We start from the raw sequence: 23492 nt of genomic DNA on the forward strand, positions 1-23492 counted from the left end.
AGAAAAGGGTAGCGTTCTTTGGCGCTCAAACCAAGGAAATAAAACAAAAAATCCGGCAATAATGCCGGATTTTTCAAATCATAAAAATGCCCTGCTATTTGCGAGCGACCAGACAATCACCGCCTGCGGCCTTGATCTGGTTACAGAAGTTGCTGGCGCCGGACTGATCGGCAAAAGATCCGACCCGAACGCGATAGTAAGTCCCGCGTGCGCCAAGATCTGCCATCTTGATATCTGGCTCATAGCCACCCAGAACCGAACTCAGCTGGGACTGAATGTTACGATAACTTGCCTGTGCCTGCTCCGGGGTCCGTTGTGAAGTGACCTGCACCGTATAGCCACCGTCCCCGCTATCAACAGGTGCCGCATAGGTCTGCGTGGCAGGTGCCGGTGTCTGGCTCGAAGGAGGAGCAAGGAGCAAAGGCCCTTGCCGTGGCTGCGATGTCTGTGTGGCAATTGCAGAAGGAACAGCAGTATTCGCTGCCGGATCAGATATCGGGCTGCTGCTGCGTGCGGCAGCTTGCAACGCCTGCAACTCTGCCGGTTTCTCTTTCGGAAGAGGCATGCCAGACGGATTGGCACCAGTGCCAAGCTGAATGACATTCTGGTCAGACCCCTCTCGAATAGACCCATCTACATTCGTATTGTAGGTCTGCATCATTGCCTGCTCGGAAGGAGTTCCCGTGGCTTGCACCGGCTCGTCAGGCGCTGGCGCAGGTTGCTGGGCAGCACCCGCCTGCTCATTGCTGGTCACGATGGACCCATCAGGACGAACCACAACAGTTCGAACCCTTTTCGGAGCCACCGCATTGGCATTGGTCGGATCGACACCCGCCGTCTGGGAGACCGTCGACTCACCACCGGACAGGGAAATAACACGGGTTGCCCGACCATCATTTGCGACCGTATAGGGTTTTTCGGTCGCAGGCATCAGATTGGTCGCCCCTTCATCATTTTCCGATCCATCAATATGCCGATAGACTTCCTGATCCTGATGCGGCACGACTTTCCCACCCGGATCTTCAGGCGTTTCCTTTACCGGACCTGTCTCGGCCTTGACCACCGGAGTTTCGGTGCTATCGCCACCACTACCTTGACCAAACGTCCAGGCAAGTGCTCCGCCGACAATGATCACACAGGCAGCAGCAATCGCGGCAAACAGCCCCTTGCGAGACTTGCGTGCAGGCTGCGGCGCGGCCATGGCGGCTGCGGTATCGAGCGTCGTATAATCCTCATCCTGGAAATAGGGTGTCCCTTCCCCTGCGGCCTGCGCAAAATTAGGGTCTCCGTAATTTCCATATTGAGCGGCGTCGGTCGAAAAACTCTCTTCGCCATACGCTTCCGCGCCCTGCGGCTGCTGCATGCCATATTCGTTGGCATACCCGCTCTGGCTTGCATCCTGATAACCGGGATCGGCTGGATAATCCGCATAATCGCCCTGGCTCTGGGAAGCGACATCCGGCGCTTGATTGAAGGCCGCATAGGGATCGCTTTCACGCTCATCATATGACGTCGCGCTCACATCGGGAGCATCTTGCCTATAGCCATAGCCTTGGCTAAAAGCCTCTTGTCCCGTTTTGTGTGCTGGCTGGGAATATTGGGCCCCCCCACGTGTATGCGAATAGTCGGAACTGACATCATACCGCTCTTGGCCAGGAACCTCACCAGAATAATCCTGATAAACCTCAGGCGCAGCCGGAGCAGACCGCTCATAGGCTGGTGCAGAAGTCGGGGCCTGCGGTTCTTCCTTATATCTGTGACCAAAGCTGGACCTTGCATCCTCATCGATCTGCGCCGTCCAGCTGGCCGAAGACGGAATATCCGGTGTATGGCGTGGTTCATCGCGTTCATAGCGAGATACATGCTCAACCGGACTGTAAGCAGCCGGCGCCGGTCGCGCAGTTTCCTTGTTCAAAGACGACTGAGACCTTTCCCGAGGCGCTGATACGGAAGGCTCGGCAACCGATGGTTCGACATATGTCTGCTCGTGGCGCTGTTCTTGGCGCTGTGGCTGTGAAACTTCAGGTGCTTCCGTCTTTTTCGACAAGGCCGCAGCCTCTGCCTCGGCGCGCAGGCGGTCTTCAGCCATACGCCGCAACTGGCCATAGCTGCCACTTGTCGCTACACTTTCAGCCTCAGGAGCTGGAGCTCTTTCCACTGGAGCCCTTTCAGCTGGGACCCTTTCAGCAGGGGCCCTTTCAGCGGCAGCAGGCGTTGGAGCACTTGGAGCCGGAGAGGCAGAAGGGGTCGACGGAGCAGAATTCTCGAAAAGCGAACTCCAGTCATCAAGCGCTGATGACGACTTGTCTGAAGACGGCAGCGTAGCACGCGGCAAATCCTTTGGCTCAGACGACATGACCGGATCTCGCCGGGGTCGTTGTGGCTCTGAATACCGTGGCTCATAAGGCCGCTCTTGAGAAACGACAACATCCGGAGCGCTCGCAGGAGCCGAATAGTCTCGCCTCATGGCACTTTGCGACAAGGGATGAGGTCGATCCGCAGGATTTGCGGCAGAAACTTGCGGAGCTTCTCCAAGTCCGCCTTTCTGGCCACCCAAGCCCCCATGCTGGCCACGCAATTCACGAAATAATTCTTGTTCAAGAACTCGCAAATCATCATCAGAAACAGCAGCACTGCTGTCTTTGGCACTTGATGCCTGCCCATAATCACCGCTGACGATTCGATCCAGCTCGGCAAGCGGATCCTCTATCGCAGAACCCGGGCCTTGTGGCGCAGTCCTGTTATACCGCTCATAATCAGACCGATCTTTCTCAGGGACGGGTGGCTTCTTGTCATTGTAATCAGACATGACGATTTGCCTTTTCATTCATACACTTAACTCGTACAGCCTGGCAAAGCCTTGTCTTGAACGTGACTAGAGTTTCTTCTATCGCATTTCTTCTGGTGCTGTCACACCAAGCAGACCGAGTCCGGATCCGATGACCGTGGCTACAGCCTGAACAAGAGCCAAGCGCGCTGATGTCAATTTTTCATCATTAGCATTAATAAAGCGTAATTGCGGCATTTCCTTGCCCTTGTTCCACACGAAATGGAAATAACCGGCAAGATCATAAAGGTAAAACGCAACCCTGTGAGGCTCAAGTGTTTCGGCTGCACCTTCTACAATCCGGGGATATTCAGATAACTTTCTGATTAACGCCAGTTCTACCTCGTCTTTAATGACGCTCAAATCTGCTTTAGCAAGCTCTTTGGGGTCGAGATCAAGATTAGGCACTTCATTTTGCGCCTGACGGAAAATAGAAGCCGTCCGGGCATGGGCATATTGTACGTAAAAGACCGGATTGTCTTTGGTCTGTTCCGTTACCTTAGCAAAATCGAAATCAATCGTGACCTCGGATTTGCGATACATCATCATGAAACGCACCGCGTCCACGCCAACCTCTTCGACCACATCGCGCAAGGTTACGAAATTGCCGGAACGTTTCGACATTTTTACCGGCTCACCGTTGCGCATCAGATTCACGAGCTGACAGATCTTGATGTCAAGACCGCCCTCGCCCTGGGTTATCGCGGAAACGGCAGCTTTCAAACGTTTGACATACCCGCCGTGATCGGCACCTAGAATATCGACCTGCTGCGAGTAGCCACGCTTGAACTTGTCGAAATGATAGGCGATGTCGTTGGCGAAATAAGTGTTGCTGCCATCGGATTTTTTCAAAGGCCGGTCGATGTCATCACCAAATTCGGTAGACCGGAACAGCGTCTGCTCGCGATCTTCCCAGTCATCAGGCAACTGCCCTTTCGGTGGTGGCAAGGTGCCAACATAGACCTGCCCCTTGTCGGTCAACCACTCGATAGCCTCCTTGACCCGATCCTTCTCGCCGTGAATGAGGCTCCGTTCGGAGAAAAAGACATCATGCTTGACATTGAGCGCAGCGAGATCACCGCGGATCATGTCCATCATGGCATCAACCGCGAAGCCACGGACGATTGGCAACCATTCCTCTTCACTTGCCTCTTTCAGCTTGCTGCCATGTTCCTTTGCCAGCGCTTCACCAACGGGCACCAGATAGTCACCGGGATAAAGCCCTTCGGGGATTGTGCCAATGTCATCGCCCAATGCCTCGCAATAACGCAGATAGGCGGAACGTGCCAGCACATCAACCTGCGCCCCGGCGTCATTGATGTAATATTCACGGCAAACGTCGTAACCGGCTGCATCAAGCAGATTGGCAATACAGTCGCCCAGAACGGCACCACGCGTATGGCCCACATGCATCGGCCCGGTCGGGTTGGCAGAAACATATTCGACATTGATCTTCGCGCCACGTCCCAGATCACAGCGACCGAAATCCGCTCCCGTTTCGATGACGGTCTTGACAAGACCACGCCAGAAATCGTCAGAAAGGGTAAGATTGATAAAACCTGGACCGGCCACATCTGCCTTTGCAATATCTGCATCTTCGGCAAGCGCTGCGACGATCTTCTCGGCAACATCTCTCGGCTTGGCACCCACCTGCTTGGCCAGAACCATCGCGGCGTTGGTTGCAAGATCCCCATGCGCCGGATCGCGTGGCGGCTCGACATTCACTCGGGACAAATCAAGCTCGGAACCATCGCGAGCAGCTAGATCGGTTTTGCTGACAGCATCCGCAACTCTCGAAACAAAAAGAGTAAAGACGTTCATCCTGTTTCCTGTCTGATCGTCGGCCAGTGGATAAAGCGGTCCACATGCATGTCCCTGCACGTGAGGAACAAGACTGGCGCGAAATAGGTTGGCATCAAAAATGCGGACAAGACCGATTTCAATGCAAGGGACAATACCAATAGGCAGCGGCGTCCACGCGCCCTGCCCTACATGGCAATCAATTATTCGAAATACGCTCTATCCCAAATCAGGAGTGAGGTCAAACAGTCGCCGATGTTCCAGAATGGCAAATCGATCCGTCATGCCAGCCACATAATCTGCCACACGTCTCGCAACCGTCTTTTCCGGAGCGCCATCAAGATCAAACTGCCACTCAAAGGGCATCAGATCAGGCTCCTCGAAGTGACGAACAAACAAGTCTTTCAACACCTGCTCGGCATTGCGCATGACACGCATGACCCGCTCGTCGCGATAGACATTGTCGAACAGAAAGCGCTTTATGCCCTTTACCGCCTTTTCCATATCGGTTGAAAAACAGACGATGGTCTGGTTTGCATTTCGCACATCGTCGATGCTTTGCGGAGAAAGGCGAGCAAGATTGGCCATCGAGGTTTTTATGACATCTTCAACCATGCGGGTAATCAGGCGACGCACGATTTCATGAACGACTCTCACGTCCGTAAGGCCCGGATAGCGTTGATCAACCTCTTCAAGCAAACCGCCAACCATTGGAACCGACCGCAATTGCTCAAGCGAAATCAGCCCTGCGCGCAAGCCATCATCGATGTCATGAGCATTGTAGGCGATGTCATCGGCAATGGCCGCCGCCTGCGCCTCAATGCCAGCATAGGACCACAGCATCAGATCCTGATGCTCTGCATAGGCACGGATTGCATAGGGCAGTCCGTTGGAGTAATGCCCGATTCCCTTGCCGTCCTTATCGGTTAGAGGACCATTGTGCTTGACGAGCCCTTCCAGGGTTTCCCATGACAGATTGAGCCCATCATGTTCGGCATAACGCTGCTCAAGCGCGGTGACCGCACGCAAAGACTGGGCATTGTGATCAAAACCGCCGAAGGGCTGCATGACAAGGTCAAGCGCCCGCTCCCCTGCGTGACCAAAGGGCGTGTGACCAAGATCATGAGACAGGGCGAGCGCCTCGGCCAGATCCTCATCAACTGAAAGCGCGCGAGCAATCGAGCGTGCAACCTGAGAAACTTCAAGGCTGTGCGTCAGCCGCGTGCGATAAAGATCGCCCTCATGATAGAGAAAGACCTGCGTCTTGGCCTGAAGTCTGCGGAAAGCCGAAGAATGGATAATCCGGTCACGGTCCCGTTGATAGGGCGTTCTCGTCGGACTTGCGCTTTCGACAAACAGTCGTCCCCTGCTTTGCTCCGGATGAGCGGCATATACGGCACGGGCTTGCGCTCCAAATCCGATTTCAGGCATAATCTTGTTCCATTTCATATTCAACTTTTCATGTACCCCCAACCAAAATGGTTGACAGGGCAAACTGCGACCCTAACTATCAAGACAAAGAAAAGGCTTTGTGAAGGCTGAAGGAATAGTCACACAGAGCCGACAAATTGACCCCTGTTGGCAACAGGGCCATCAAATTTTGCACAAAAAATGCATGATTATCCGGGCCAAAACGGATTAGTAAACGGGAAGCGCGCAAATGTCGAACCCAATCACAGTGACTGACAACGCGATCAAACGAATCGCAACCATCCTTTCCAAGGAAGAGGGCGGCGCCATGCTGCGAATATCTGTCAGCGGAGGTGGTTGCTCGGGATTTCAGTATAACTACGAAATCGTCACCAGTCAGGAACAGGACGACCTGGTTATCAGGAAAGATGGGGCTACGATCTTGTTCGACCCGATGTCCTTGCAATATATGGAGGGCTCGGAAGTGGATTTTGTGACCGACCTGATGGGACAGTCCTTTCAGATCACCAACCCTCAGGCAACAGCCTCATGCGGTTGCGGAACAAGCTTTTCGATCTGATACTAAAATCCGAAGTCGACCGACAAGACGTCCCCTCAAGAGCAAAAGGCAAATGACATGCGCATAGCGACTTGGAACATCAACGGCATCAAGGCCCGCCACGATAATCTGGTGCGCTGGCTCGAACAGGAAAAGCCCGACATCGCCTGCTTGCAGGAAATCAAGTCGGTCGACGAAGCCTTCCCGCGCGGTGCGATCGAGGATCTGGGCTACAATGTCGAAACCCATGGACAGAAAGGGTTCAATGGCGTTGCGCTTCTGTCGCGTCTTCCCATCGAAGAAGTAAACCGCGGTCTGCCGGGCAATGACAATGATGAACAGGCCCGCTTCATTGAAGGCCTTTTTGCAACCGACAGGGGCCCCTTGCGCGTCATCAGCCTCTATTTGCCAAACGGCAACCCGGTCGACAGCGACAAATATCCCTACAAACTCGAGTGGATGGATCGGCTGATAGCATTCGCCAAAGACAGGCTAAGCCTTGAGGAGCCCTTTATCCTGTCAGGCGACTATAACGTCATCCCGACCGCAGACGATGTGCATGATCATGATGCCTGGTGGGGCGATGCCCTCTATCGTGCAGAAACGCTTGAGAAATTCCGTGAACTCAAGGCATTGGGACTGACCGAAGCCTTCAGGGCCTGTAACGCGACACCACATCTCTATTCTTTCTGGGATTATCAGGCAGGAGCCTGGCAGAAGAATAACGGCATCCGCATCGACCATCACCTGATGTCACCCGAAGCGGCCGATCTTCTGGCAAGCTGTAGCATCAACAAGGACACGCGCGGTTGGGAAAAACCCTCCGATCATGTGCCTGTGACCGTGACGCTCAAATGCAAAGCGGCCTGATCAGGCCGCTCTATTTCTCACATAGAATTTTCTGCCGATAGCCTGAAAATGCACAGCCAACCAGCCATTGGCCTAGCGGCCTGTGCCATTCACCCATTGATCGGCAAGAGACACCGCCTTTTGCCGGGTTTCCTGATCCGCAAGAGCAAAGGCCGCTTCCTGCCGATCGGAGGCTTCAGGGTTGCCACTGTCCAGCATTCTGGCAATCGTCAGCCATTTGAGCCCATTGACTGGCTGGGGAGGGAAAAACTGACCATCAAGAAGCATTTCACCAAGCTTCAACTGAGCACCGACATGGTTTTTTCGCGCAGCTTTCACCAGCCAGCGCGATGCCATCCTCGGTTCAACCTCGCCCACAGACTTGTCCAGATAACTCAGCGCCAGATGATACTGGGCTTCGGGATCGCGAAAATAGGACGCGGCATAAAGCAAAAGCTCCTGGGATTCCTTTGGATTCGAGACAACCTTGCCAGGGATACCGGATCTGACGAACTCGCTCAGCATGACAATGGCATCCGCAACATAACGCGCTTCGACAGACCCGGGACGGGCATTGCCATAGCGTTTTGCAATATCATTGAAAAGATCGAATGCCTGCGCGGGATCCTTGTGAACTCCGTCACCTTCCTCATACATGCGACCCAATTTCCATTGGGATGGCATATGCCCTTTCTTTGCAGCATATTTGAGGGCTTCGACCGCTGTCGACGTATCCCCAAGTTTGTATGCCTGGAAACCGAAGACAAAAGCGTCGCTGGCTTTCGCACCGCCTTCCTGCATGGTGCGCGGATCAAAAGCTTGCGAGGCCGTAACACCTGCCAAGCTCACAGCAAAGGCGAGGGACAAGCCCCGCGCTAACGTGAGAGCAAACCTCTTTTGACGCTTCATAACTCACCGCTCGCCTGCTTGGCCTGATCGTTCTTGAGCGACCCTGTTTACCAGCAGATCTTATCTATTCAGCCTTCGACGCTATGCGACATCGCGTCGGTCTGAAGACTGAGATGCATTTCCTCGGAGCAATCGGTCACACGTACCGGATGGATTTGTCACCGGGATGACAACTTCAAACAAAAGGTCATGCGTTAATTGCTTCATTAGCTCACAATCTGTCAGGATAATGTGGCCGAACACGGGCAAAAACTATAAACATGCCAAAGAGCAAATCTACTTTTTGCCGGGGCGTTGCCATATTGCAACAGATCACTCATCCCACCATAAATTCTTCATTAACCCTGCCAACAGATTGAGGCAGGGCCATGACCGGCGGTTAAACTATTTCATCTATCCTGAATATAGTTTGCCAATGATGTGGGAGGAAGGACAATGCCATCGGCCGCCAAAAAACTCGTCAAAGAGGACATCAAAGTCCCGCCGGTAGCGCAACAGAGCAATGTCGATCTCGAAAGAATTTACGAGATTGCAGACCAGAGCACGGCTTCACAGAAGCCCGAGGCAGCACAAGGCTCGGCAGGCGAAGCGCTCCATCGGCTGGCCGAGATGCGCCACGATCCAAGCGAAATCCGCCGGGTGTTCGAACAGGGTGTCTACCCCTACAAGAACAAGATGAAAAGTGCGGCCTATGAGAAACAGAAAAACCTGCTTCAGGTTGAACTGCTCAAGGTGCAGAAATGGGTCGAGGAGTCTGGCGAGAAGGTCGTCATTCTGTTCGAAGGCCGGGACGCCGCAGGCAAGGGCGGAACCATCAAACGGTTCATGGAACATCTCAACCCTCGCGCAGCTCGTGTCGTTGCCCTCAACAAGCCGACAGAACGCGAAAAGACGCAATGGTATTATCAGCGCTATGTCGAGCATCTGCCCGCCGCAGGCGAAATTGTGCTCTTTGACCGCTCCTGGTACAACAGGGCTGGCGTTGAACGCGTGATGGGCTTTTGCTCACCGTCCGAATATCTCGAATTCATGCGCCAGACCCCGGAATTCGAGCGCATGATCCGGCGCTCCGGTGTTCGCCTTTTCAAATACTGGTTCTCTGTCACACAGGATGAACAGCGCAAGCGCTTTGCATCGCGCGAACATGATCCCCTCAAACAATGGAAACTGTCGCCTGTAGACAAGGCCTCGCTGAACAAGTGGGACGACTATACCGAAGCCAAGGAAGCGATGTTCTTCTATACAGACACCGCTGATGCTCCCTGGACCATCATCAAATCCAACGACAAGAAACGGGCAAGACTGAACTGCATGCAGCATTTCCTCAGTTCCCTGCCCTATCCGAACAAGGATCACCACATAGTCAATGGCCCGGACCCGTTGATCGTTGGAGACTCGATGCATGTCATAGGTCAGGATTCCCACATTCTGGGGAAAGCCATCCATCCGAACAAATAGTCTTGAGCGATTTTGTCACCAGACCATTTTGAATGCGCACAAAAAAGGTCACCAAAATCTGGTGACCTTTTCTTGTTGGAAGCAACTAAGAGCGGCCCTCTCATCAGCCATAGATCAAATCGGCTCTCTGCTCAAAGGCTGTCGAGAATTTCCTGAAAGCCTTGTCGAACATGGAGCCCATCAATCCCGCCAACACACGGTTCTTGAATTCGTAATCAATGAAGAAGCTGACATGACAGGCATCGGGCTCACCATCAACAGCCTCGAATGTCCAGCGATTTTCCAGATGCTTGAACGGCCCATCGAGATATTCGGCAAGGATCTCGTTCCTTTTCGGTGACAAGGTCACCTTCGACGTGAAGCTTTCCCGTACCACCTTGTAGGCGACAACCATGTCCGCCACCATGATGCTGCCGTCCTGACGATCTTGCCGTCCCCTGATCGTCAAAGCCTCGCACAGGGGCACAAATTCGGGATATCGCTCAATATCGGCAACGAGACCATACATTTGCGAAACCGAATGGCGCGCCTTGTGTCGTGTCTGGAATTTGGGCATTGCTTGCAAGACTCCACAAAGTCAACGGCCGAATTTGGCCCGACGCGCGGCCTTCAGCTTTTCAAAATCATCGCCTGCATGATGGGAAGAGCGCGTCAGCGGATTGGCTGAAACCATAAGGAATCCCTTGCTGTAGGCAATTGTCTCATAACCCTTGAACTCTTGCGGCGTGACGAATTTCATCACCGCATGATGCTTCTTGCTGGGCTGCAAATATTGACCAATTGTCAGGAAGTCAACGTCAGCGACACGCAAATCATCCATCAATTGAAGCACTTCATTGCGCTCCTCACCGAGCCCGACCATGATGCCCGATTTCGTGAACATGCTCGGATCCAGCTCCTTGACGCGCTGCAAAAGCCGGATCGAGTGGAAATAGCGCGCACCGGGGCGAACCTTGAGATAGTTGGAAGGCACCGTTTCAAGATTGTGGTTGAAGACATCCGGCTTTGCGGCCACGACGATTTCAAGAGCCCCTTCCTTACGCAGAAAGTCAGGTGTCAGAACCTCGATTGTCGTCTCAGGAGAAGCCTCGCGAATGGCGCGAATGACGTCTGCGAAATGCTGCGCCCCGCCATCGTCCAGATCATCCCTGTCAACGGACGTGATCACCACATGCTTGAGCCCCATTTGCGCGACGGCACGACCGGTATTTTCAGGCTCTTCAGGATCGAGCGCAGAAGGGATACCGGTTGACACATTGCAAAAGGCGCAGGCGCGTGTGCAAATCTCGCCCATAATCATAAAGCTGGCATGTTTATGCTGCCAGCACTCGCCCATATTAGGGCATCCAGCTTCCTCACACACTGTTACCAGCTTGTTGCTGCGAACAATTTCGAGGGTTTCCTTATATCCAGCCGAGCCGGGAGCCTTGACGCGGATCCAGTCCGGTTTTCGCTGAATGGGATTGTCCGGGCGATGCGCCTTTTCCGGATGGCGCAGCTTCGCAGCTGCCGACTTTTCCTCAGATGCCTTTTTGGCAAGTGTGTCTACGATCGTGACCATTCAAAATCCTTGTCATCCGCGGTGATCGATCAGCCATATCCGAACAGCCCCCGAAGGGTCAAGGCGATCATTTTAGAACTTTTTGATAGAAAAACAGAACCAGAATGGCACCAAGCGTTGCAACAATCGTCGTATCGATGATCATTGGCCCGGCGAAGCGTATTCCAAGCATTCCGGCGAGATAACCGCCAACAAATGCACCGATGAGACCAACCACGAGATTGGTCAGCAGACTATGGTGCGAATTGGTGACTTTGGCGGCAATATATCCGGCAACAATGCCGATGACGATCCAAAGAATAAGACCCATTTTTCGATCCCTCTCAGTTGATGTGAAACAATGACACTCTCTTAAGATAACAACTGAATATCAGGCTGCAAGCTTTACCAAGCAGGGCAGACAGCCAAAGCCGCCTGCCCTGCAACGCTCACCACGAGTCTTCATGCCTTGACTGAAACGCCCGCCCCAATCAGGTCTGGATCACTTTGCCATAGGCATCGCGCACGGATTCCGGCATCATTTCCGACAAGGTCGGATGCGGGAAGATGGTTTCCATCAGTTCTTCTTCGGTGGTTTCCAGCCCCATAGCGACACAGAAGCCCTGAATAAGCTCGGTCACTTCGGCGCCGATCATATGCGCACCCAGCAACTGGCCGGTCTTCTTGTCAAAAATGGTTTTGATCATGCCTTCAGGCTCTCCAAGCGCAATGGCCTTGCCGTTGGCGATGAACGGAAAACGACCAACGCGCACGTCGAGACCTTTTTCCTTGCAAGCCTGCTCTGTAAGTCCGACGGAAGAGACCTGTGGATGGCAATAGGTGCAACCCGGAATCTTGCTCTTGTCCATCGGATGCGGATTGCCACCGGCAATCTTCTCGACGCAGATGACGCCTTCATGCTCGGCTTTGTGCGCCAGCATCGGAGGTCCGGCCACATCGCCAATCGCATAGATGCCTTCAACATTGGTGCGGCCAAATTCATCGATCACGATACAGCCACGATCCGTTTTGACACCGAGCTTCTCAAGACCGAGATTCTCGATATTGCCCTGCACGCCGACGGCGGAAATGATGCGATCAGCCTTGATCACGTCCACCTTGCCACCTTTTTTCTCGACACTTGCCTCAACGCTATCGCCGTCTTTCTTGACGCTTGTGACCTTGGCTTCCGTGAGGATCTTGATACCCTGCTTTTCAAGCGACTTGCGCGCCATCGCAGAGATTTCATCATCTTCCACGGGAAGAATTTTCGGCATCAACTCGACAACGGTCACATCAGCACCGAGCGTGCTGTAGAAACTTGCAAACTCGATCCCGATAGCGCCCGACCCGACAACCAGCAAAGACTTCGGCATGATGTCCGGCTTCAGGGCGTTAAAGTAGGTCCAGATCAGTTTCTTGTCCGGCTCAAGGCCCGGCAGAACACGAGGGCGCGCACCTGTTGCAAGGATGATATGCTTGGCCTTGTAGGTGCCCGCATCATCGCCACTGACTTTCAGTACGCCCTTGCCTTCAAGAATACCCTCGCCCTTGATGACGGTAACCTTGTTCTTCTTCATCAGGAAGCCGACACCGGTATTGAGCTGTTTGGAAACACCGCGAGACCGCTCCACGACCTTCTGAAGATCAAAGCTGACACCTTCAGCTGAAAGACCATAGTCTTTCGCGTTCTTCATGAAATGATAGATTTCCGCAGAACGAAGCAAAGCCTTGGTCGGGATGCAACCCCAGTTGAGGCAGATGCCGCCCAGTTCGTTTTTCTCGACGATCGCTGTTTTCAGACCAAGCTGGGCTGAACGGATAGCGGTCACATAACCGCCGGGGCCGGAGCCGACAACGATGACGTCAAATTCTGTCTGTGCCATTTAGAAATTTCCTCATAATCGCCGATCTGAAAGCCTCCCCGTCGCCGTAAATGGCGCAATCGGGGGCAATGGTCGCGCCAAACGCAACGCCCAGGCGCGACTGATGCTTTCAGAGTTTCGGCTCTAGACCAGCATGCCCATTGGATTTTCGATATAGCCCTTGAACGCGGCCAGAAGCTCGGCACCCAGAGCACCATCGACAGTACGGTGATCGGTGGAAAGGGTAACGGTCATGACGGTCGCGACCGTAAGCTCATCCCCTTTGACAACCGGACGTTTTTCACCGGCACCAACCGCCAGAATGGTCGAATGCGGCGGGTTCACCACAGCCGAGAAGCTCTTCACGCCCATCATGCCCATGTTGGACACAGCGGTCGTACCGCCCTGATATTCCTCAGGCTTGAGCTTGCGTTCCTTGGCGCGCTTGCCCATATCTTTCATTTCATTGGAAATGGTCGACAAGGATTTCTCTTCAGCCTTGCGAATAATCGGAGTGATGAGACCACCCTCGATGGACACGGCCACACCAACATCGACATGCTTGTGCTTGACCATATTGTCAGATGTCCAGGAGACGTTGGCATCAGGCACATCACGCAAGGACAGAGCCAGTGCCTTGATCACCATGTCATTGACTGACAGTTTGAAGACAGGCTTGTCATCTCTGACGGGAGCCGAGGCATTCAATTGCGAACGCAGGGCAAGCAGTGCATCAAGTTCACAGTCAACCGACACATAGAAATGCGGAATGGTCTGTTTCGCTTCAGTAAGGCGTTTGGCAATGGTTTTGCGCATGCCGTCATGCGGGACAAGCTCATAAGACCCTTCAGCGAAATTCTTCAGAACCTGATCATCGGACGGACCGGCCGGAGCCGCCGAACCAGCAGCCGAAACGGCAGCTTCAGCCTTCACCGCAGGAGCCTCGGCAGCCGGAGCACCGGCTTTTGCAGTCCCGGAAACAAGAGCCGCATCCACATCGCGTTTCACGATACGGCCATGCGGACCAGTGCCGGAAATCTTGGCAAGATCAAGATCATTGAGCTTGGCAAGACGACGAGCAAGCGGCGAGGAGAAAATACGGCTACCATCACCAGACGACGGAGCCGGACCGGCAGCAACATTGGCAGCAGGAGCAGGAGCAGCAGCGGCAGCAGGTGCGGCTTCAGCAGCAGGAGCCGGTGCTGCGGCAGGTGCCCCGGCATCAAAGCCGTCCAGTGCGGATGCGTCTTCACCCTCTTCCAGAAGAAGGGCAATCGGCGCATTCACGGCAACATCTGCGGTTCCGGCATCTACCAGAATTTTGCCGATCTTGCCTTCATCAACGGCTTCCACTTCCATGGTTGCCTTGTCGGTTTCAATCTCGGCGATAACATCACCGGCCGAGATTTCATCGCCTTCCTGAACCAGCCATTTGGCAAGCGTCCCGCTTTCCATGGTAGGAGAAAGCGCAGGCATCGTAATTGTTACGGGCATAATCTCTCTCCTTTAGGCGGTATAGGTCACAGCTTTGACGGCGGCCACCACTTCGGCGACATTCGGCAAAGCCAGTTTTTCAAGATTGGCAGCATAAGGCATCGGAACGTCTTTGCCGCAAACACGAGCGACAGGCGCGTCCAGATAATCAAACGCTTCATCCATAATGCGGAAAGCAACTTCGGAAGAAATGGAGGCTTGCGGCCATCCTTCTTCAACACAGACGCAGCGACCGGTCTTGATGACGGAACGCAGAACGGTGTCCATATCAAGCGGACGCAGGGTGCGAAGATCGATGACTTCGGCTTCAATGCCTTCTTTGGCCAGCTCTTCAGCTGCATGGAGTGAATGCTGCATGCCCATACCGAAGGAAACGATGGTCACATCATTGCCCTTGCGCGCCACTTTCGCTTTTCCGAGAGGAACGGTGAAATCATCCATATCAGGCACGTCGAAGCTCTGGCCGTAGAGGATTTCATTCTCAAGGAAGACAACAGGGTTGTCAGACCGGATTGCAGACTTGATCAGGCCTTTATAGTCCGAAGCGCTGTAAGGATGCACAACAACCAGTCCAGGAACCTGGCTGTACCAGGCGGAATAATCCTGCGAGTGCTGGGCTGCAACGCGGGCAGCCGCACCGTTTGGACCGCGGAAAACGATCGGGTTGGTGATCTGGCCACCGGACATATACAACGTCTTGGCAGACGAGTTGATGATGTGGTCAATCGCCTGCATGGCGAAGTTGAAGGTCATGAACTCGACGATCGGACGCAAACCGGCCATAGCGGCACCGGCAGCAAGACCGGTAAAGCCATGCTCGGTAATCGGTGTATCAATCACGCGACGTTCGCCGAACTCGTCCAGCATACCCTGCGAAATTTTGTAGGCACCCTGATACTGGGCCACTTCCTCACCCATAAGGAAAACGTTTTCATCGCGGCGCATTTCTTCAGCCATACCGTCACGCAGAGCTTCGCGCACGGTCTGGGTTTTCATTGCAGTGCCTTCGGGAACTTCCGGTTCGCCATCCGCATCGGGCACGGTAACGGGTGCCGCGGATTTGGCTTCTGCCGGAACCGCTACCGGCGCTTCCGCCACAGCGGGAGCCGCAGCAGGCGCTGCGTCGTCCGAAACGCCATCGAGAGCCGAGGCGTCCTCGCCCTCTTCCAGAATAACGGCAATCAGCGCATTGACCTTGACGCCTTGAGCGCCTTCATCAACGACGATCTTGCCGAGCGTTCCTTCGTCGACGGCTTCCACTTCCATGGTTGCCTTGTCGGTTTCAATTTCAGCGATCACATCACCGATAGCAATGGCGTCGCCTTCTTTTTTGACCCATTTGGCCAGAGTGCCTTCTTCCATGGTAGGAGACAGGGCTGGCATCAAAACTTTGATTGGCATAATACGATCCCTTCGCCTTAAAGAGGCATGTAAATATCGGTCCAGAGTTCAGATTCATCCGGCTCGGGGTTGGACTGGGCAAACTCGGCCGAGTCAGAAACAACCGCGCGGATATCCTTGTCGATTGCCTTGAGCTCGTCTTCTGTTGCCAAGCCACCCTCGATCAGACGCTGACGGACCTGTTCGATAGGATCATGTTCATTGCGCATTTTCTGCACTTCTTCCTTGGAACGATATTTCGCAGGGTCAGACATCGAGTGACCACGATAGCGATAGGTAATCATTTCAAGAATATAGGGGCCCTTGCCCTCACGCGCCCACTCGATGGCACGTTCAGCCGCAGCCATCACGGCGCGGACATCCATACCATCGACCTGTTCGCCCGGAATACCGAACGACATGCCGCGCTGGGAAAGATCGGTGTTGGAAGACGACCGCTCGACCGAGGTCCCCATGCCGTATTTGTTATTCTCGATCACATAGATCGCTGGCAGGCTCCAGAGCTTGGCCATATTGAAGCTCTCATAGACCTGGCCCTGGTTGGACGCACCATCGCCCATGTAAACCATCGACACATTATCATTGCCGCGATATTTGTTGGCAAAGGCAAGACCGGTACCAATAGAGACCTGAGCCCCTACAATGCCATGACCGCCGAAGAAATTCTTCTCGCGGCTGAACATATGCATGGAGCCGCCCTTGCCCTTGGAATAGCCGTCCTTGCGACCAGTCAATTCGGCCATGACGCCCTTGGGATCCATATCACATGCCAGCATGTGGCCGTGATCCCGGTAAGAGGTAACAACCTGATCACCTTCCTTGGAAGCCATTTGCATGCCGACCACGACAGCTTCCTGACCAATATAAAGGTGACAGAAGCCGCCGATCAGGCCCATGCCATATAGCTGGCCGGCCTTTTCCTCAAAACGTCGGATGAGGAGCATTTCACGATAGGCGTGAAGTTCCTGATCCTTATCAAATTCAACAATTGTACGATTAATCTGGGTACGATCTGACCCTTTAGCCGCCGACTTTTTGGCGGTATTTGCCGCGGATGCTGCCATGTTGCTGCTCCATATAGCGTTTCCATGGCTAGAAGATACTTTAGAACCATCTAATCTGCAATTACTGAAAAAGCAGAAATTTCGGGTAAATTTCGGTATTAAACAACTGAAAACAATACAAATTCTATCATTAACTGAATTCTGGTTAAAAAAAATCCATAAACCTGATTCGAGTTAAGATTTGAATATATCTCAATTATTGAAAATTACGATTTCATCCGGGTCGGCAACATTGAGATAAACTCTCGCCCGCTCATCCATCATGTCAGGATCGAGCGTTTCCTTTCGGAAAAGGGCGATACGATGTTCAGCCGCCTCGCGCTCGTACCGCAGAGCCAGAAGATCAGCTTCAAGGCTATCCACCTGCCCATTCATGCCGGCAAGTGCATAAACTCCATAGCTTCCATGCAACGTATGGAAGATGAAATAACCCAACAACAAGAGGAGAAATGATGGCAGCACCAAATGGCGCAATACTGAATTTTTCCGCTGGCGCGTCGCCATACCGTACACCCTACACACTCGGTAATCAGGCAGTACGCAAAACCCTTTCTGCCCGATACAAGATCTATTTAGCCCGGTCAGCGTTAACAAACGCTTTCCGAAAAGACAGTTCACACAAAAATCAGGTATTTTTTTGGTATATAAAAAGTTAACAATTTCAATCGGTTAATATTTGATTTACCTTACCACCAAATCTGTGCCGTTACAAAATGTCTAAAATTGGGCAAGCGTCCATTTTTCCCGCTACAAAGCGTCGCCGCTCACTTTGATCCTGATCATGGGAATTCACAGGGCCGTCAGTCACAAAGACGGATCAGCTACAAAAAGGCCCTTGCCCAGAGGGGTTGACTTGCAAAGCATGAAGAACGAGGCCATCTGATGAAAATCCATTCGCGCTCCCTGCCTGTTTTTTCGGATCTCCGCGCGTTTATGCGCTATTGCGAAGAGCATGGCCAACTGCTTCGTATTTCCGAGCCAGTGAATATGCATCTTGAGGCAACGGAATTGCAAAGGCGCGTGATGGCGAAGAACGGCCCTGCTCTTCTGCTGGAAAAGCCAATTCGCGCCGATGGACAGCCAAGCACAATGCCCGTTCTGATCAATCTGTTTGGCACGGTGGAACGGGTCGCCTGGGCTCTTGGCTGCAAGGCAGATGAGCTTATTCCCTTTGGCGAATTCCTGTGCTTTCTGCGTCAGCCCCAGCCGCCAGAGCGCTCCGAACTGCTTGGTGCAATCGGACCGCTCCTGAAAGCGGCAACGAGCCTCAGGGGCAAAGTGCAAAACAAGGCGCCCTGTCAGGAAATTGTCGAGACCGATGAGGACATCAATCTCGATCTGCTTCCCATTCAGGGGTGCTGGCCGGGCGAGCCTGCACCACTCGTCACCTGGCCGATTGTCATCACCAGACCACCCCGGACTGACGATATCAAATCCTACAATTGGGGCGTCTACCGCATGCAACAGGCATCAAAAAACAGCCTGATCATGCGCTGGCTCGAGAATCGGGGCGGAGCCGCACACTTCAGAGACTGGCAGGCTTACGGAGAAGACATGCCGGTGGCAATTGCAATCGGCAGCGATCCGGCAACGATTCTGGGCGCTGTTACTCCGATTCCCGAAACCCTGAGTGAAGCACAGTTTTCTGGTCTCTTCCGCGGCAAGCCGACTCAACTTGTCAAAGCCAAGACGCAGGATATTCTGGTGCCGGCCAATGCAGAGATCGTCATAGAAGGCACGATTTCAACAACAGAAACCTTGCCCGAGGGCCCATATGGCGACCATACCGGCTATTACAACTCTGTTGATTTCTTTCCTAAAATGACCGTGACCGCAATAACCCGACGCAGCGACCCCATTTATCTGTCGACCTATACGGGGCGCGCACCGGATGAGCCGTCTGTCATCTCGGAGGCGCTCAACGATGTTTTCATGCCGTTGGTCCGGCAAGCCTTCCCCGAGGTTGTCGATGTCTGGCTCCCCCCGGAGGCTGCTTCCTATCGCATCGCGGTGATTTCCATCCGCAAACGCTATGCCGGGCAAGCCCGTCGTGTCATGATGGGCATGTGGTCGATGTTGCCCCAATTCAATTTCACAAAACTGATCATCATCGTCGATGAGCATATCAATGCCAGAAAATGGGACGACGTCATGTGGGCAGTTGCCACCAAGACAGATCCGGGCCGGGACCTGCTGCTGGTTGACAACACACCGATTGACTATCTCGATTTTGCGTCCCCTCTTGAAGGGCTTGGCGGCAAAATGGGAATTGATGCGACAGACAAGATCGGGTCTGAAACAAGCCGCGAATGGGGACGAGAATTAAAAATGAGCGCAGAAGTGATCGACAAGGTCGACAATCTTGTTAAAAAGCTGGATCTTTAGCTCTCAGGAGAGGTTCACGCATGGCTCAAATCAAAAAGATCGGCGTTGTCATATCGGGAGCCTCCGGCTCCATGCTCGGACTGGAGGTTCTCAAGGGCCTCAGGGCGCTGAATGACGCTGGCGACCAGTTGGAGATCCATTTGATCGTGACCGATGGTGGCAAACGCACCGCCGCCCTGGAATTGGACCCCGAGCGGGTGTCAACGCTATATGAACTGGCGCACCTCGTGCACGACGACAAGGATCTTGCCGCCTCCATCGCGTCAGGTTCCAACGCACTTGATGGCCTCGTTATTGCCCCCTGCTCCATTCGCAGCCTGGCAAGCGTTGCCTATTGCCAAACGGATCGCCTCTCCATTCGCTGTGCCGATGTCATGCTCAAGGAGCGCCGCAAGCTTGTTCTGGCCGTAAGAGAGACCCCGCTTCATCTCGGCCATATCGAGGCCATGACCAGGGTGACGCAAATGGGAGGCATCATTGCCCCCCCTGTTCCAGCCTTTTACCTGGCTCCCCAATCGATTGGGGAAATGCTACAGCAAACAGCCGCCCGGCTTCTCTCGCTGCTTGATCTGGACGTGAACCCACTCATCAAACGCTGGCAACCACCCGAGCACGAGTGAAAATCTGAACAACCTTCACAAACAACCTGACAGAAGCGACCAGTTTCTATAAAGTCGCTTGCGCAGTTGGCGAGAAATTCAGGGGACGGTTATGCTGCTTTTGCGCGCGCTCGGAATAACAATTGTGGGATTTTGGCGATTGGCAATCGGCATTGCTCTCGGGACAATGCTCTATATTTATTGCTTTCTGTTTCAGGACCAAATCTATACTCAAGTGCATGAATTTTCTCGGATAGCGATTGACTGGATCGATCATCAGCCACTCATCGTAGACTATGCCAAATGGTTCGAGCTTCTGAAAATCGACGACAAGCTCTCCTTTGCTCTTTATGTCCTGTTTGGCCGCCTTGCATGGATGATATTCGAGGAGGGTGCGAAGTCCACATACCGCACAACGAAGCATGTAATGGGATTTGGCAGAAATAGAGATAGAAGAAATATTTAGAAACATTTTTTAAACTATTACTTCAACCACTTTTTCTCTCTCCCACAAGTCAGCGAAGCCGCAATTCTCAGCGGCTGGCGTCATTCTTTCCAATATCGATGACGGATACCCAAGCAACTCTTCTGTTCGGGACTGATCTCTGTTCAACTCAAGAGCGGCAGTTGCTTTTTACCGCGTTTCAGGATAGAAAGTCCGCGGTCGGCAGTTCACCAAGGCGTCACTGCTTCATTGAAGAGCTAAACCTGCCATCCGATCCAACTGACACTTATCCCGTGCCATGTTGCAAGAGTGACCACGACTGAAATTCATCGGCACAAGTCGAGGATAAGTCATGTCCAGAAAGCAGTTGCCCTATCAGGCAAAAGATATTTCCGCACTCGCCAGATCTCTCTCAAAAGCAGTCGAAGCGCCGGAAAAAACCCCCAGCCATGTTGAATGGCTCAACATCCTGTGTCGATCTGCCGGTTACAAGAACTATCAGCATTTCAAGGCCGATCACGAAGCCCAGCAGCGTCTGATAACACCGGCACCTCAAGCGGAGACCGTCGATCATCTTCTCATCGAACGGACCTTGCGTCATTTTGACGGTTCCACATCACTCAAACGCTGGCCAGCCAAGGCGTCGCAGAGAACTCTGTGTCTTTGGTGGCTCTGGTCGCTCTTCCCCTCAAGAGCCGAACTCCCTGAGCAAGAGGTCAACAGGTTGCTGAAAAGCCATATCGCTTTTGAAGATCACGCAATCCTGCGAAGGGCACTCGTCGATCATCAGCTTGTAAGCAGAACAGCCGACGGATCCGCCTATAGACGCGCGGAAACACCCCCCTCTGCAACGGCGGCGACTTTCATTCATTTTCTCAAGAAAGCGCAACAGTCTCAGCAGTCCTGACAAGTCGAAAGATGTCATCAGCCGAAACACGCCACCACGCACAACCATGCGAGTGCCAAGCGCGGACTTCGCCTCTGGGCCCGTTGTGTTTTGCGCCGGTGAGGCAAATTTAATGGATCATTTTCATGTCACAGTCCTTTGCAAACTCTCAAGGTTCCCCCAAGACCATACATACCAAAGCCGGCCCCGTTGAAACTCTCATGGAGGGGACCGGGACCGAATGCCTTTTCCTTCATGGCGGAATGGGCGGATATGACCAAGGCGGATTACTCGCCGCGGCCGCTTTGCAAAAAACACAAAAGACGACCCGGATCTCCCTCTCGCGACCGGGCTATCTCGGCACGCCACTTGGCAGGACCAAAACACCCGCCGCACAAGCCGATCTCTACGCCAGTCTTCTTGACGCACTCGAAATCGACACCGTCTCCTGCTTCGCCATATCGGCGGGCGGCCCCTCTGCAATCGAGTTCGCAGCGCGCCACAAGGATCGGGTCAAGAAGCTGATCCTGATCTCCTGTTGCACAACATGCCTGCCAGTTAGCAACCAAATTCACGTTCGATTGCTGATGCTGCGATTGTTTGCCCGCATGGGCTTCATGACCAGAAAAATGGAACAAAAGGCCAAAGCCGATCCTGTTGCCATGGCAAAGCGTTCCATTCCGGATGAAAACTTGCTCAAGAAAACCATGGAGAACGAGGAAGCCTGGTCCCTGATGCAAAAGCAACAGCTCAGCATTTTCAATCACATGAGAAAAAGGCTGCCCGGAACGATCAACGATACCAAGCTGTTTGCACAGGACCGCGAAGCATCCTTTTCGGGGATCGAATGTCCAACGCTCATACTTCACGGCACGGCAGACAGGATTGTACCCCATTCCCATGCGGAATTGGCTCACGAAAGGATCGAGAACGCAAAACTCGTAAGCCTCAAGGATGCCGATCACGTCGCCCTTTTCACGCATATGAAAGAGGTACGCAACACAATCTCAGACCTCTTGAGCAAAAGAGATATAGCCTCCCACGCATGATCAATCATTAACACCGGCTTGTGTGCCCGGCCCACGTGATCAGACGTCGACGATCAGGCCGGGCGCGCGAACAGGATGATCGCTTTAAGACGCTCAGGGCTTCTCGATCCGAACCTGCACATCAGCAGGTTTGGCATAGTAGGGATAGGACGTCACAAGGATCTCCACTCCCGTTCGCGCATAATCCCCGACATTGCCAGGATTGATCCCACCCGCCGCCGCGATCTTTGGCCTTCCTTTCCCTCCCAATTTTTCCAGAAGCAAGGAAATGTCAGATGGTGAAAACTTTTCAAGCTGCAAGACATCTGCACCGGCGGCGGCAACATCAAGAGCTTCCTCGATCGATTTGACCTCGACCACCACATTGCGTTCAGGGTTGGCCTGCTTGAGACTCGCGATCTGCTCGGGCAGCGACATGAGAGGCTCGGCCAAAGAACGATGCTCGGGGAACAGCAAGATCGTGTCGGAGAGCCCGGTTCTGTGCAGTGCTGCCCCACCCGACATGATCGCTTTGGCCGACAAGGCCCGCGTGCCGGGAACCGCCTTACGGGTGCAGGCAATCACGGCATTATCCCTGACCTCTCTTGCCGCAACAACGAGCGCCGCGCTTGCACTCGCCACCCCAGACGCCCATTCGACCATGACCTGAGAGACTTTCCAGCCCATCAAGATCACATCTGCCCGGCCCTGAGCCCGCAACAGCAAATGCCCGGAGGCAACACTATCCCCGCTATGGACATAAAGAACTACAGTACAGCCAATCAGTTCCAGAAGCCGCCCAGCCTCTTCAATCGCACAGACTGTCATGTCGCCCCTTGCTGAAAAGGTCATGACAGCCTCTTCCCCATCAAGCTGCAAAGGCCGCGTTGTCATGTCCCCATAAGGAACATCCTCTCTGAGATAGGACATCAATGTTGCGTCATCGAGAGAGATCATGAAATTTGCTCCTTCC

The 23492-nt window shown here is 53.5% G+C and carries 21 protein-coding genes; 8 read left to right on the plus strand and 13 right to left on the minus strand.

Going from position 1 to position 23492, the window contains the following annotated elements:
- Window positions 1–94: 94 nt before the first annotated feature.
- From ACHZB8_RS18650 to ACHZB8_RS18660, 3 genes are all read right to left on the minus strand, one after another.
- Entirely contained in the window at window positions 95–2809 is a 2715-nt protein-coding gene (locus ACHZB8_RS18650) for an SPOR domain-containing protein (protein WP_316862526.1), read from the minus strand.
- Window positions 2810–2887: 78 nt separating this feature from the next.
- Window positions 2888–4648, minus strand: a complete 1761-nt coding sequence (argS, locus tag ACHZB8_RS18655) for an arginine--tRNA ligase (RefSeq protein ID WP_316862528.1) — start codon at window positions 4646–4648, stop codon at window positions 2888–2890.
- Window positions 4649–4846: 198 nt separating this feature from the next.
- A complete protein-coding gene (locus ACHZB8_RS18660) occupies window positions 4847–6076 on the minus strand; it encodes a deoxyguanosinetriphosphate triphosphohydrolase (protein WP_316862530.1) in 1230 nt (409 codons plus the stop codon).
- Window positions 6077–6287: 211 nt separating this feature from the next.
- On the opposite strand from ACHZB8_RS18660, the gene erpA reads away from it, so the two are divergent.
- Together erpA and xth are read left to right on the plus strand one after the other, a co-directional pair.
- Window positions 6288–6617 carry an iron-sulfur cluster insertion protein ErpA gene (erpA, locus tag ACHZB8_RS18665; protein ID WP_316862531.1) on the plus strand — a complete coding sequence of 110 codons (330 nt, stop codon included), beginning with the start codon at window positions 6288–6290 and terminating at the stop codon, window positions 6615–6617.
- Between the two features lie 57 nt (window positions 6618–6674).
- Window positions 6675–7466, plus strand: a complete 792-nt coding sequence (xth, locus tag ACHZB8_RS18670) for an exodeoxyribonuclease III (RefSeq protein ID WP_316862533.1) — start codon at window positions 6675–6677, stop codon at window positions 7464–7466.
- Window positions 7467–7538: 72 nt separating this feature from the next.
- Here the strand turns inward: xth and ACHZB8_RS18675 are convergent, their stop codons facing one another.
- Window positions 7539–8354: a tetratricopeptide repeat protein gene (locus tag ACHZB8_RS18675; RefSeq protein WP_316862535.1), complete on the minus strand. Its 816-nt coding sequence runs from the start codon at window positions 8352–8354 to the stop codon at window positions 7539–7541.
- 435 nt (window positions 8355–8789) lie between these two features.
- Here ACHZB8_RS18675 and ppk2 point away from each other — a divergent pair, with 435 nt between their 5' ends.
- Window positions 8790–9812 (plus strand): polyphosphate kinase 2, encoded by a 1023-nt coding sequence (gene ppk2 / locus ACHZB8_RS18680; RefSeq protein WP_316862536.1) that lies wholly within the window; start codon window positions 8790–8792, stop codon window positions 9810–9812.
- Between the two features lie 103 nt (window positions 9813–9915).
- On the opposite strand, the gene ACHZB8_RS18685 is transcribed toward ppk2, so the two are convergent.
- The 8 genes from ACHZB8_RS18685 to ACHZB8_RS18720 form a co-directional block, all read right to left on the minus strand.
- The gene (locus tag ACHZB8_RS18685) at window positions 9916–10368 is read right to left on the minus strand and encodes a type II toxin-antitoxin system RatA family toxin (RefSeq protein WP_316862538.1); all 453 of its coding nucleotides are present in this window, start codon (window positions 10366–10368) and stop codon (window positions 9916–9918) included.
- 21 nt (window positions 10369–10389) lie between these two features.
- A complete protein-coding gene (gene lipA / locus ACHZB8_RS18690; RefSeq protein ID WP_316862540.1) occupies window positions 10390–11373 on the minus strand; it encodes a lipoyl synthase in 984 nt (327 codons plus the stop codon).
- A gap of 67 nt (window positions 11374–11440) precedes the next feature.
- Window positions 11441–11683, minus strand: coding sequence for a GlsB/YeaQ/YmgE family stress response membrane protein (locus ACHZB8_RS18695; RefSeq protein WP_316862542.1), 243 nt, complete (start codon window positions 11681–11683; stop codon window positions 11441–11443).
- A gap of 160 nt (window positions 11684–11843) precedes the next feature.
- On the minus strand, window positions 11844–13238 hold the full coding sequence (gene lpdA, locus ACHZB8_RS18700) for a dihydrolipoyl dehydrogenase (RefSeq protein ID WP_316862544.1): 1395 nt from the start codon (window positions 13236–13238) through the stop codon (window positions 11844–11846).
- Between the two features lie 123 nt (window positions 13239–13361).
- Complete coding sequence (locus ACHZB8_RS18705; protein ID WP_316862545.1) at window positions 13362–14711, minus strand: pyruvate dehydrogenase complex dihydrolipoamide acetyltransferase; 1350 nt, start codon at window positions 14709–14711, stop codon at window positions 13362–13364.
- A 12-nt stretch (window positions 14712–14723) separates the two neighbouring features.
- Window positions 14724–16112, minus strand: a complete 1389-nt coding sequence (locus ACHZB8_RS18710; protein ID WP_316862547.1) for a pyruvate dehydrogenase complex E1 component subunit beta — start codon at window positions 16110–16112, stop codon at window positions 14724–14726.
- 17 nt (window positions 16113–16129) lie between these two features.
- Entirely contained in the window at window positions 16130–17176 is a 1047-nt protein-coding gene (pdhA, locus tag ACHZB8_RS18715) for a pyruvate dehydrogenase (acetyl-transferring) E1 component subunit alpha (protein WP_316862549.1), read from the minus strand.
- 192 nt (window positions 17177–17368) lie between these two features.
- A complete protein-coding gene (locus tag ACHZB8_RS18720) occupies window positions 17369–17680 on the minus strand; it encodes a septum formation initiator family protein (RefSeq protein ID WP_316862550.1) in 312 nt (103 codons plus the stop codon).
- A gap of 378 nt (window positions 17681–18058) precedes the next feature.
- Between ACHZB8_RS18720 and ACHZB8_RS18725 the strand changes: the two genes are divergently transcribed.
- The 5 genes from ACHZB8_RS18725 (at window position 18059) to ACHZB8_RS18745 (ending at window position 22540) form a co-directional block, all read left to right on the plus strand.
- A complete protein-coding gene (locus tag ACHZB8_RS18725; RefSeq protein ID WP_316862551.1) occupies window positions 18059–19561 on the plus strand; it encodes a UbiD family decarboxylase in 1503 nt (500 codons plus the stop codon).
- Between the two features lie 20 nt (window positions 19562–19581).
- Window positions 19582–20181 carry a UbiX family flavin prenyltransferase gene (locus tag ACHZB8_RS18730; RefSeq protein ID WP_316862553.1) on the plus strand — a complete coding sequence of 200 codons (600 nt, stop codon included), beginning with the start codon at window positions 19582–19584 and terminating at the stop codon, window positions 20179–20181.
- Between the two features lie 91 nt (window positions 20182–20272).
- On the plus strand, window positions 20273–20626 hold the full coding sequence (locus tag ACHZB8_RS18735) for a hypothetical protein (RefSeq protein WP_316862555.1): 354 nt from the start codon (window positions 20273–20275) through the stop codon (window positions 20624–20626).
- Between the two features lie 331 nt (window positions 20627–20957).
- Window positions 20958–21512 (plus strand): DUF2087 domain-containing protein, encoded by a 555-nt coding sequence (locus ACHZB8_RS18740; protein ID WP_316862557.1) that lies wholly within the window; start codon window positions 20958–20960, stop codon window positions 21510–21512.
- Between the two features lie 125 nt (window positions 21513–21637).
- The gene (locus ACHZB8_RS18745; RefSeq protein WP_316862558.1) at window positions 21638–22540 is read left to right on the plus strand and encodes an alpha/beta hydrolase; all 903 of its coding nucleotides are present in this window, start codon (window positions 21638–21640) and stop codon (window positions 22538–22540) included.
- A gap of 93 nt (window positions 22541–22633) precedes the next feature.
- Here ACHZB8_RS18745 and modD read toward each other — a convergent pair whose 3' ends face one another.
- Window positions 22634–23476 (minus strand): ModD protein, encoded by an 843-nt coding sequence (gene modD, locus ACHZB8_RS18750; RefSeq protein ID WP_316862561.1) that lies wholly within the window; start codon window positions 23474–23476, stop codon window positions 22634–22636.
- Between the last annotated feature and the right edge of the window lie 16 nt (window positions 23477–23492).

This window comes from uncultured Cohaesibacter sp. (assembly GCF_963556055.3).
GTDB lineage: Bacteria > Pseudomonadota > Alphaproteobacteria > Rhizobiales > Cohaesibacteraceae > Cohaesibacter.